Origin of the sequence: Micromonospora sp. DT46, assembly GCF_049841735.1 — a bacterium.
Lineage (GTDB): Bacteria > Actinomycetota > Actinomycetes > Mycobacteriales > Micromonosporaceae > Micromonospora > Micromonospora reichwaldensis.
In genome coordinates, this window is record NZ_JBNCKW010000007.1 from 297,103 (window position 1) to 309,030 (window position 11,928).

An 11,928-nucleotide genomic window follows, 5' to 3' on the forward strand; every position below is an offset into this window, starting at 1 on the left:
GCCGGGGCGGGATCTGCCCGAACGGCACGGGCCGTGGAAACCGCCGACCGGCCGGTGGCGTGGACGTCCTCGGCCAGTGCCGGGACAACATGGAAGTGATCCAGCGGCGTCACACACAGCGGGTGCGCCGAGGACCAGGCCGACGCGGTCTTCGGCGATCCGGAGCCGGTCGGGGGCACCGCGCAGATCACGGCCGGCCCAGCCGATCGATCCCGCCGCCTGGCATCGCCGGCGCCGGGCGTACGCGATCGGCAGAGGGCTGCCGGAGCGTCCGGCGACACCGGTCGAGGGCTCCGGGTTGGCCGGACCGCGCCGGACTCGGTCGTGCTGGTGACGGCAGCGAGCTGATCTGCGGTCTGGAGAACCGGTCCCGACCCGACTCGCCGATGCGTCAACCTGCTCGGCCATGGCCCCGGGGATGGCGAATGGCTCGTCCGCCCTACGACGCCCACAGCGGGGACAAGAGCAAGCTACGGCTCGCCCTCACCTGCAACCCCGCGCAAAACAAAAATCAGCGTCGAGGCCGAGCCTGACGCTGATTACCGTGGGGCAACTGTACGTGCCCGAGGGGCGATCACGACCGAGAATCCATGATCGTCGTCCGGGAAGAACTACGACTGGCACCCAAATGATCACCGCAGCCGATGCTGCGCCGTTGGGTTTGGTTCATGCGCAGCGATCGACACAAACCGATACTTAACCGGGGATGTGCCTTATCGGCGCTGTCCCGCTCGACTGAAGATCAGCCAGCCTTGACGGATCCTAGCCAGGCGTTGGGGGCCCGTCTGTGCGCGCGAGCCCTCTCAGCCGGACGCACCTCCACGACCCGACGCGGTGCTCGCTCATGCCGATGAGCGCGCATGATTCTTTGTAATAAGCGCACTGGCATCGATGGCGACGCTCGATGGTCCGGCCGGACGCCAATGCCGGGCTAATACTCCAGCAGGAGATCGCTCGGTGGTCTGGTGCAGACGCCGTGGTCTCGCGGGTTCAAGCGAGATTAGTGCGGGTCGTGGGGTTGATCGGGTAGTGGCCAGAGGACGTGGTAGGCGTCTTCGGCGCCTGGAGCGCATCGTCGGCTGATGTCGATGAACACCGGGCCATACGGCGATTCGACACACCAATGCTCGAACTGGTCCAACTCTAGGGCCGTGTAGCGTGCGAGCAGCCTGGCGAGTTGGCGAATCTCCGCGTCGGTCATGCGATCTGGGGTGGTGTTCTCGGCGGCCATCTCGTCATCTTGCTGCATCAGACGATGGTGGGCCCGTCAGGGTTCGGCGAGGGCCTGCCGGGCGTAGTGACTGCTTCTGGCGCTCGCTTGATGCCGTCGTTGATAGATGGACCAGGGGTCACCGACGTCCGCGACGTGCAGATCGACGACCGTGGCATTCGCTCATGCCGCTGATCGTGCGGACATGCCGAGTTGAGTGCGTTAGCAAGCTGGCCCGTCGGATCTCGGGACGCTCGGCCCGATTGGCCTGGTTTTGTCCATCTACTCGATCGTTACTTTGCCGGCGTTAGCAAGATTCGGTGAGTCCACTCCAGCAGACGGGTCACACGGAACGGGCCGGTCCAGCCGACCGGCGGGGCCTTGTCCTCATACTCGACCGCCGACCAGCAGTCGTCGAACACCACTGTGTACTCACGGGTGGCTGGAAAAACGTCTGTTACCGTTGCCACGACAACTTCGCCCTCGGAGTACCGTCTGGTGATCGCGGTCCATTCCTCACCGGACCAGCGTAAAAGGCGGGCCCCACGACCTCGCATCCCGGCGTCCAACGGAAACAGCCGCACCTGGCCGGGCCGGTGTTGCCCTACCTCGAAGAGCCCGGACTTGCCGACCGGAGGCCAGTCGGTCGGGTCATCCGGCAGGTGTAGGACGTCGACCCATCCTCGCGGCGGCTGGCCAAGGTCTACCAGAACCCCTGCTCTTCCCGCGCCCATCGGGACGGAACTCACGGTGCCTCGCACCCGGTCGCCCACCGGGAAGGCGAGCCGTGCCGCGAACAACTCGTCAGCGCTCGTAGTCAACCGGCAGTCGTCCCTTCACAGCGCGTGATCCATCACCCTGCAATTATGAGTCCCTTGCCGGTCGTGCAGATGCACTCATCTGCCGCAATCCGATCGCCGCACGGCGTCCCAACGAGCTGGTGGGTTGCCGAAGGGCCAGGCATGCCGTGATCAAGTCGCCGACAACGATGGCCCGATCGGAGTTCACCCAGAGTGGCCCGGCGGGCGGTTCACCGACCTCGACCGAGGCCAGGTAGTCCTCCGCGCCGTACACGCGTATCGCGGCCGGGCCCGAACTCGATGTCGTCGGTCGGCGGTTTGTCGTCCATCTCCGCCATCGCGAGTTCGATCCGTTCCGCGCGAATCCGCACGTCGCGTCGCTGGCGTCGTTCCGCGACCTCATCGCTCGGCTGACGCGGACGCCCCTTAGCACTCATAGCGAGTAAGTGTGGTAACTCGGCGGCATGCCCTCAAGAGCCAACTGGCCAGCACGCCTCGTCCTTCGGGCGCCGAGTCCCGCGATAGTCGGCTATCTGCTTCTGCTGCGAGTCGCGAGGTCGGCTGGCCTGTGTCGCTCTGGCGCTTTGCAACCGGTCAGCTCGCGCTGGCGGTCCCGTCGAGATAGCCGACGTCCGTCGAGCCCGACGCGACGTGGACCTGGTAGCCCCAACGCCGCAGAACCTGGACGATCTTCGTGGCACCAGCCGGGTTGGCGGAGTGGACGTAGACGACACCGATGTCGAACCGGCGATTTTCGAAGGCGGCCCGTTCCAGCACCTCCACGACCGGCCAGATCGTGTCGTCCCCGCCCAGGTCATGGTCCAGCCACAACTCGTCCAACCGCTGCCCCCGGTACCGATCGAGGAGCTGAACCCCAGCCGCACTGCTACGGGCCACCTCCGCACTGCGACCATCCACGAAGGAACGCAGATCATCCACCAGAACGATCCTGGCCCCGCTGGCATCCACCCAGAGAGGATGCCTGAAGTCGCCGTGTTCCGGCATCCGGATCTGCCGTTGTCCGCGCGTTGGCTGCCGCCCGGCGCAGTGCACGGTCGTGCCGATGTGCGGATGAGTGCTTCTGGCCTCGGTAGCTTGCTGCCGCTGCCCACCTCAGGGCGGCGGGACCGCCGGGCGGCGCTCCGAAACGTTCCGCGGCTCTGCTCCGGTGAAGTTCGCCATCTTCACTCTGCGGCCGACCGGAGGCGCCTCGCCGTTGCGGACGAGAAGGTCGTTTACCGATGGTGAGACCGGTGGCGATCGGCAGATCCTCTGGGTGCAGTCGCCGAGGACGCAGCGCAGGACGCCGTCGTCGTCACGGCGACGGGCAGGGTGAGGGGGCCGCGGCGACGGCCCTGGTGAGGCCGGCGTCGACCTGCGGCGTGCCCACCGCCCACCGACCCCTAAGTGAGGATCGAAGGTGTTGCTTTGATCCACTCGCTGTGCGTAGGATCCCCCACCAGGAGGGCAATACATGGTAAAGCGGCATCCGACTACTAATACATGCAGTCGGATGCGGCGCTCACCTTATGGTGAGTTGATTTTTTGAGGTTGTTTGCTGCGATCACATGAACGCTCGCCTACTCGCGGCGAAAGCCGTCGGGTCAGCATACCTTTCCCCGGGCATCCATCCACACGAGGGCTGGAGCCATTCATGCATCTGTCCGTCTTCAGACGCAAGGGGCCGGAAGGCACACCGTCAGACGTGTGGCCGCTCGATTCCGCTCCGCAACAGTATCACTAATTCTCTGTCTATGCGCTGCCCCCAAGGAGCCGAAGCATGCACGACGTCTTACCTTCGGCCGTCCGTGGTATCCCGGGTGGGGTGGCCCTCCAGACCATCCTGACGGCGGCCTCGACCAGACGGTCAGCATGGGTGGTCTCAGCTGATGCCTACAGACCTGGTGGCGTCTAGAGCGGGCTGCCGGCCCGGCATTCACTCCCCGCGCGGCTCACGTCCCCCGCCCTTGCCTACTCTCCGTTATCCCTCCTCCTGCTGGTCAATCCCTCTCCTTTCACGCCACGCCAGAGGAGAGAACGCAACCCATCTCTGCCACAGGAGCGGCCGTGACTGAGCAATCGCCCGAGTTAGCCGACCGGGTTCCAGGAGACGAATCACTCCTCGAACTGCCAACCGACCGGCCGCGTACTCGTGCTGCCGGTAGCCGTAGGGCGGACGAGCCATTCGCCATCACCGGAGTCATGGCCGAACAGGTCGACGCATTGGCTGGTCGGGTCGGGACCGACAGGTGGGTGGTTCTCCAGACCGCATGGCGCCTGCTGCTGCACCGGTACAGCGGGCAGAGACGATTCGTCATGGGTGTCATGGGTGTGCCCGTCGGGTCAGCCAGGGCGCACGAGCACACCACGGAGCCAGGCACCGTCGTCGAGTGCGGCGATCCCGGGCCACTGGGGTTCGACGCGTTGGCCAGAGCAAACGCCTCCGAGCTCGGGTGCCTCCTTGGCAATCCGGCAGAACAACCGGGCGACGGCGGACACCGAGCCGGATCTCGGACCCAGACGGCACGCGCGGTGTTTGCCTGGTACGGCGAGGGGACGACGGTCCACGGCGAGCCGTTGGAGTCTCCCGTGGCCGATGGGAGCACCTTCCGGGCGGAGATCAGACTGACGATGACCGCGACCTCCGCCGGTCTCGACGGTCGGCTCAGCTACGACCCCGAATTGTTCGACCGCGACACCACCCGCCGCATGGTCACTCACCTGATGACTCTCCTGGGCAGCGCATACGCTGATCCGCACACCCCTGCTCGTCTTCTCACCCTGCTGACGTCCGACGAGACCGCCACGATCACCCGGCAGTGGGGCCGGGGCAGGGCAGCCAGCACGCCCGACCTGTGCCTGCACGAGCTGTTCGAGAGGCAGGCGGATCAGGTGCCGGACGCCCTCGCGGTCTCGTGTGGTGAATCCACGCTCACCTATGGGGAGCTGGAGCGTGAGGCCAACAAACTCGCTCGGCTGCTCCGTCAGCGCGGGATCGGGCCGGAATGCCGGGTGGGCATCCTCCTGGGGCGGGAGCCGAGAGTGATCGTCGCGATCCTGGCGATCCTCAAGGCTGGCGCAGCATACGTACCGCAGGACCGCGATCAGCCTCTGGAGCGGACGGCGACCACTCTTGCGGCCGCCGGTGTCAGCCTGACCATCACGGATGCCGACACCGCTGACCTTCTGGTGCCGACTGGTCTTCCCGTTCTGGACGTCGATCGGCATGCCACCGAGCTGCGGGCACAACCGAGCGACCGACCGGAGTCCCTCGCCGCCCCACGCAATCTGGCGTACGTCATCTTCACCTCCGGCTCCACCGGCACGCCGAAAGGCTCGATGATCGAGCACCGAAGTGCCGTGAACTACCTGCTGTGGGCTGATTCCGTGCTGCCCACGGGCCATCGGCAGGGCACCCTGGTGCATAGCCGACTGAGCTTCGACTTCACCGTGCCGTGCATCTTCGTACCCCTCATGAGGGGCGCGGAGGTGGTGTTGCTGCCCGACGGCGCGAGGATCGACAAGGTGGTCGACGCGCTCACCGGCGACGCCGACTTCGACTTCGTCCGGCTCACCCCGTCGCACCTCGAAGTCCTCGAAGGGCAGCTTCGACTGCGGGGCGGAGGACTGGCCACCAGGACGCTGTTCGTCGGCGGTGAACCGCTGCGACTGGAGGTCGTCAGGTCCCTCGCGGCCCGGGCAGCGGGGCTGACGGTGCTGAGCCAGTACGGCGCCACGGAGGTCACCGTCGGCGGTTGCTGCGTGGATGCGACCGCAGTTGCCGCCGCAGGCGGTCGAGGCACCACGCCTCTGGGGCGCCCCAACCCCAACATCGACGTCTACGTGCTCGACGAGAATCTTCAACCGGTCCCGTACGGGGTCGTCGGCGAAGTGGTGTTCGGTGGTTCCGGGGTCGGCCGCGGCTACGTGAGGTCACCGGGTCTCACCGCTGAGCGCTTCGTGCCCGACCACCTCGGCGGCCGCCCTGGCGCCCGCCTGTACCGGACGGGGGACCTCGGACGATACCGCGTGGACGGGACGCTGGAGATCGTCGGGCGCCGTGACCGTCAGGTGAAGGTGAACGGGCATCGGATCGAACTCGGTGACGTGGAGAACGTACTGCACACCCATCCGGGGGTGGATCGGGCCGTCGTAGGCGTGGTCGGTCGTCCGGACGGACGGCGTCGCCTGGTGGCCCACGTGCAGCCTCGCCCGCTGGTGGAACCGGTCACCGCTCGACACCTCCAGGAGATGTGCGCCGCCGCGCTGCCGTCGTACATGGTGCCGGCCAGCATCGTCATCGTGGAGAAGATGCGGCTCACGCCGAACGGCAAGATCGACGTGAAGGCGGTTGCCGATCACGCCGACCGCGTCGGCGACGAACCCGCCCCCCTCAGTGTCGACGAGCAGCGGATTGCGCGGGCGTGGCAGACGGTGCTCGGGGTGGACGTGGTGGAGTCCGCAGACGACTTCTTCGCGCTTGGTGGCGATTCCCTCGCGGCGATGCGCGTGGTCCACCTTCTGGAATCGGCGGAGCATGTCCGGATCGGGTTGGATGACATCTTTGCCCATCCGGTCCTGTCAGCACTGGCGGCGCGGGCGACAAGGGTGGAAAGCCCCGCCCAGCCGGCCGTCGCCGCCGAGGATTCGGCAGGCCAGCCGGCCGGCGGCCTGTCCCCCACCCAAAGCGGTCAGTGGCTCCTGCACCAGGTGTATCCCGAACTACCGATATACAACGTTCCCCTGGCGTACGAGCTCACGGGGCAGATAGACGTGGCCGCGCTGAACCAGGCGTTGCACCTCCTGGTGAGCCGGCACGAGGTGTTGCGCACGTCCTTCCCGGAAAGCCGTGGCGTCTCCACCCTGCGGGTGCATCCCGACGTGAGCGTCAGCCTCGACGAGGTCGATGCGACGGGGAATGACCCAGCGGTTATGGAGGCGCAGATGCGCCTGGTGGCGCGGACACCCTTCGACCTCGAACGCGCACCCCTGCTGCGCGGCAGCCTGGTTCGGCTTCGCCCTGACAGGCATGTTCTGCTGCTCTGTCTGCACCACATCATCTGCGACGACTGGTCGATCGGTGTCCTCACCAAGGAGCTGAGCGAACTCTACGACAGCGTCGTGGAATCGCGGCCGGCACGACTGCTGACGCTCGACGTCACGTACTCCGGGTTCGCGGCGTGGTACCAGCGATGGCTCAGCGGCGAACGGCTGGCGCGCCAGCTGGACTACTGGCGTTCAGCCCTCGCCGGCTACGTCCCCTTCGACCTGCCCACCGACAGGCCGCGCCCGAAACAGCGACCGGTGAGCGGCGATCGGGTCGAGGTCGACCTGCCCGGTCCCCTCATGGGCCAACTCCGTGCGACGGCTGAGGATCACGGCTGCACGCTCTTCATGGCGGTCGCCGCGGCGTTCCAGGAACTGCTGGCACGATACGCCGACCAGGACGACGTGGCGATGATCGTGCCGGTCGCGGGCCGCCATCATCCCGGTACGGAGTCTCTCGTGGGGCTCCTGATGAACACGGTCGTCCTGCGCGTCCATACCGGCGGCGCGCCGACGTTCGTGGAGATGATGGAGCGGGTGAGGCAATCGGCGCTCGGCGCGTTCAGCAACTCGGACGTGCCTTTCGTTCGGCTCGTGCAGGAGCTCAGCCCTCCCCGCGACCGGAGCCGCCAGCCCTTCACGCAAGTCGCCTTCGCACTTCAATCGGTCACGCCTGCCCCCGTAACCTTCGCCGGCACGGAGGTCCGACAACTGTCCATTCACAACGGAACTGCCAAGCTTGACCTGATGGTCGAGGTGATCCCCGTTTCGCCGACACGGTGGTCGTTGCGCGCCGAGTTCGCTACCGAAATATTCGACCGCGATGCGATACAGGAGTTGGTTCTGCACTTCCGTCAGCTACTCACCGCCGGAGCGCGGGACCCGAAAGCACAGCTCTCGGGGGTGCAGCTGGTGGAGGAGCGCCACCCCTCGTAGACGGCCATAGAGCTTGGTGCTGCCGTCCAGCACCGATGTTCGACTCGAATCAGCCGGATGCACCGGTCGACCCCTCGATACATAGAAATCGGTCAGGAATGAGAAGCGATTACCGCCCCGGCAGGCGAACCGTCATCCTGTGCGTCGCGGCCAGCGATTCCCACGTCGTCGCGAACCACCTCATAGCCTATTTGCTCAGGTCCCGCGGCTTCAACGTGGTGAACCTCGGCGCCTGCACGACGGTGTCCGATATGTGCGATGCGCTTCTCCGGTGGCCTGAAGCGGAGGCGGTGCTCGTCGGCAGCCTCAACGGACACGCACGACAGGATCTCGCCGACCTGCCAGCGGCGAAGGAACGCGGCGCGATCACCTGCCCGGTGATCGTCGGGGGCAACCTGTCGGTGGCCGTGACCGACGACATCAGCCAAGAGGCGGCCCTCTACGCCCTGGGGGTGGATCACATCCTCCGCGACCCGTCCACGATCCCCACGGTGCTCGACCAACTCCGGGGGCGACCCGACGGCGAGGTGACCGCCTTCTCGGGTGCGCCACGCATCGAGGAGACAGCCGATGGACACCGATGAGCTTCCATCGGCTGCCGATTCGATCGGCTTCATCAAAGGGCTGGACAAGCCCACTGTCTCCGATGTCCTGAGGGCGGCGCAGGCCCAGGGCCTGGTGGCGGTTCAGCCGCGATGCGGTGTCGGCGGTCATGAGCAGATGCGCGCCCTGCTGCTCGCCCTCGAAGAAGGCGCCCACCCCGACATCCTGAGTCTGACAATCGACTCCTACACGCGGCTCAACCAGTTCGACAGGGCGCTGTCGTCGTTGTCCAACGCCCCTGAGGAAATGAACGGCTACCCGCTGGTGACGCATGGTTGGCGGCGCGGACGCGACCTCAACCAGGCGGTCTCGGCCCCGCTGGAGGTACGCCATGGCTCTCCGTTGCCGCACCGACTGTTCGAAACCACGATCGCGTCAGGAATAACGTCCTTCGAGGGCGGCGGGATATCGTACAACCTGCCGTACTGCAAGGACGTGCCGCTCGCGGCCTCGTTGGACGCGTACGCGGAGATCGACGCGAGGTGCGGCGAGCTGGCTCAGGCGGGCGTGGTCGTCGACCGTGAACTGTTCGGCAGCCTCACCGGCGTGCTCGTGCCGCCGTCGGTCAGTCTCGCGATCAGCGTGTTGGAAGCGGTCATGGCCACCCGTGCCGGAGTGACCTGCGTGTCGATCGCGTATCCGCAGGCCGGCAACCTGGTGCAGGATGTGGCCGCGCTGCGCGCGATCCGGTCTCTCGCGAGCCGCTACCTACCCTCGTCAGTCGACGTCCATCCGGTGCTCCACGAGTTCATGGGTGTCTTTCCGAAGAGCCGCGCCCGTGCCGAGCAACTCATATTCGCGGGAGCCCTGACCGCGAGGCTCGGCGGCGCGGCGAAGGTGGTCACGAAGACGATCCAGGAGGGTTACGGCATCCCGGACGCCTCGGCGAACGTTCATGGCATGCGCCTCGCACGGATCGCGAACGCCCCATTCGTCCGCGCCATCCGGCTCGACGAGGACGCCCTGGAGGAGGAGCAACACTGGATCGAGCGCGAGGTGGATGAGATCGTGGGTCCACTGCTCGGCGCCGCCAATCTTCCACTGGCAATCTCCTCGGCATTCGAACGCGGCTCCCTGGACGTTCCCTTCAGCGCGAGCAGGCACGCGAGGTCGAACGTCATGCCGTGTCGGGATCGTGCCGGCGCGGTCCGCTATCTGGACGCGGGTGGGCTTCCCTTCTCCGAGGACGTCATGCGTCGAAACCGCAGCCTGCTCGATGACCGGTGGCTCACGGTCACCGATCACGACCGGATGCGACTACTGATGGCGGACATCAACTACTTCCTTGAGCCGCCAGGCGAGCAGGATTTCGACTTTGCGCCGACTGTGGTTGATTCGGCAACCCAGGGAGCTGATCCGGAGGAAACGTATGCTGCATGACTGGTTCATCCGGAGCGTCGAGAAGTATCCAGACGAGCCCGCGCTGATCGCCGACGGACGGCAGTTCAGCTATGCCGAGCTCGACGGGATCTCCCGCAGCATCGGCCACCGCCTGCTCGCCGAGGGCGTCGACCGGCCGCGAATCGGCCTGCTGTCCACGCGTACCGTCGAGACCTACGCGGCCTACCTCGCGGGGCTGCGGATCGGCGGTGTCGTCGTGCCGCTCGACCCTGCCCATCCTGTGGATCGCCTGGCCGTGGTCGCCCGCTCAGCCGGCCTGGACTTCATCGTCGCCGACGACACGGCGGACGCCGCACTCCTGGACGCGCTCCCGGCCCGTGTCGTACGCATCGGGTCGCCTTCGGCATCGGACATCGCTGCCGGATCTGCGTCGCGGGACAGCTTGCCTGACTGGACGGGCGATCCTGACGACCTCGCCTATCTGCTGTTCACCTCGGGCTCGACGGGCCGGCCCAAGGGCGTGCCGATCAGGCACGGCAACGTGGACCCGTTCATCGATCTCAACGTCGCCCGCTACGGGATGGAACCAGGCTGCCGACACTCGCAGATGTTCAGCCTGACGTTCGACCTGTCGATCTTCGACATGTTCGTCACCTGGGGATCCGGCGCCGCTCTGGTGGTGCCGTCGGCCGACGACCTCTACGATCCGGTCGAGTTCGTCAACAAGCACCGGTTGACGCACTGGTTCTGCGTACCCTCTCTGGTTTCCATGGCCACCCGAGCGCGGCTGCTGTCTCCGGGATGCATGCCGTCGCTGCGCTGGAGCCTGTTCTGCGGGGAGCAGCTCACGCTCAACCAGGCGCAGGCATGGGCCGAGGCGGCGCCGAACAGCACGTTGGAGAACCTCTACGGGCCGACCGAGCTCACGGTGGCGATGACGTCATACCGCCTACCGAAGGAACGCGGCGCCTGGCCGACGACATCCAACGGAACAGTGCCGATCGGCGCGGTGTACCCGCATCTGGACTCTCAGATCGACCCAGAATCCGGCGAGCTGCAGGTACGGGGCTCCCAGCGGTTCCACGGCTATCACGACGCCAAGGACAACGAGGGGCGGTTCATCGAACCCGCCCTTCCTCAACCCGGGTCCGACCGCCCCGAACCAGGGCCTGAGGCGTGGTACCGCACCGGCGACCGGATCGCCCTCGAAAATGGAATCCTCGTTCACCTGGGCCGCCTTGACCACCAGGTCAAGATCCGCGGATACCGGATCGAGATACCCGAGATTGAAAGCGCCATGCGGATGTGGGCAGGGGTCGATGACGCGATCGTCCACGCGGTCGTGCATCTCGACGGGCAGCTGGAGCTCGCCGCCGTCTGCACCGGTGACGTTCCGTCAGGGCGTGAACTACGCAACCTGCTTCGCCCCCACCTGCCCGAATACATGATCCCTACGCGCATCGCGACCTTGGACGGCCTTCCGGTGAACGATCGCGGCAAGACCGACCGAACGGCCTGCGCGGGACTGCTGCAGAAGAGGTTCGCGCGCTGAGTTCGGCCGTCCGGAGCATGGCGAACGGGAAGGCGATGACTCCAGCCGACAGGATGGAGTGCGTTTCTCTTCGGGTGACCGCCCGCCCGAGTGGTGGCCTCAGCGGCGAGCAGCCGGGCAGAGCCCGAGTTTGTCCCTTCTACTTCTTCTGGAGAATCTGATGCCCATGGATCAACTTGCGCGGAAGTCGCTGGAGGAGTCGATGTGCGCCCTGTTCGCCGAGTGTCTCGACATCGAGACCGTTTCGGTGACGGACGACTTCTTCGACGTCGGTGGCCACTCGTTGCTCGCGGCTGAGGTCGTGACGAGGATCAACGTCGAATTGGCGGTCGACCTGAGGCTCCGTGACTTCTTCCGCAATCCGACTGTCGCGGACGTCTGTGAGCTCATCGCCGAACAGGAGGGCGTCGCCCGGAGCGAGCGCTCGTGAGGACGCCCAG

Annotated in this window: 7 protein-coding genes; 5 read left to right on the forward strand and 2 right to left on the reverse strand. The window is 66.3% G+C overall.

Annotated elements, in window-relative coordinates:
• Window positions 1-1,000: 1,000 nt before the first annotated feature.
• Complete coding sequence (locus tag ACLQ20_RS21255; RefSeq protein ID WP_425857396.1) at window positions 1,001-1,249, reverse strand: hypothetical protein; 249 nt, start codon at window positions 1,247-1,249, stop codon at window positions 1,001-1,003.
• Window positions 1,250-2,604: 1,355 nt separating this feature from the next.
• Window positions 2,605-2,979, reverse strand: a complete 375-nt coding sequence (locus ACLQ20_RS21260; protein WP_425857398.1) for a cyclic-phosphate processing receiver domain-containing protein — start codon at window positions 2,977-2,979, stop codon at window positions 2,605-2,607.
• 1,233 nt (window positions 2,980-4,212) lie between these two features.
• On the opposite strand from ACLQ20_RS21260, the gene ACLQ20_RS21265 reads away from it, so the two are divergent.
• The 5 genes from ACLQ20_RS21265 (at window position 4,213) to ACLQ20_RS21285 (ending at window position 11,918) form a co-directional block, all read left to right on the forward strand.
• A complete protein-coding gene (locus tag ACLQ20_RS21265; protein WP_425857399.1) occupies window positions 4,213-7,992 on the forward strand; it encodes an amino acid adenylation domain-containing protein in 3,780 nt (1,259 codons plus the stop codon).
• A 98-nt stretch (window positions 7,993-8,090) separates the two neighbouring features.
• Window positions 8,091-8,576, forward strand: coding sequence for a cobalamin-dependent protein (locus ACLQ20_RS21270; RefSeq protein WP_151452331.1), 486 nt, complete (start codon window positions 8,091-8,093; stop codon window positions 8,574-8,576).
• Entirely contained in the window at window positions 8,563-9,975 is a 1,413-nt protein-coding gene (locus ACLQ20_RS21275) for a methylaspartate mutase (RefSeq protein WP_151452332.1), read from the forward strand. The genes ACLQ20_RS21270 and ACLQ20_RS21275 overlap by 14 nt, the downstream gene beginning before the upstream one ends.
• Window positions 9,965-11,488 (forward strand): AMP-binding protein, encoded by a 1,524-nt coding sequence (locus tag ACLQ20_RS21280; protein ID WP_425857402.1) that lies wholly within the window; start codon window positions 9,965-9,967, stop codon window positions 11,486-11,488. The genes ACLQ20_RS21275 and ACLQ20_RS21280 overlap by 11 nt, the downstream gene beginning before the upstream one ends.
• A 166-nt stretch (window positions 11,489-11,654) precedes the next feature.
• Complete coding sequence (locus ACLQ20_RS21285; RefSeq protein ID WP_425857404.1) at window positions 11,655-11,918, forward strand: phosphopantetheine-binding protein; 264 nt, start codon at window positions 11,655-11,657, stop codon at window positions 11,916-11,918.
• Window positions 11,919-11,928 lie beyond the last annotated feature (10 nt).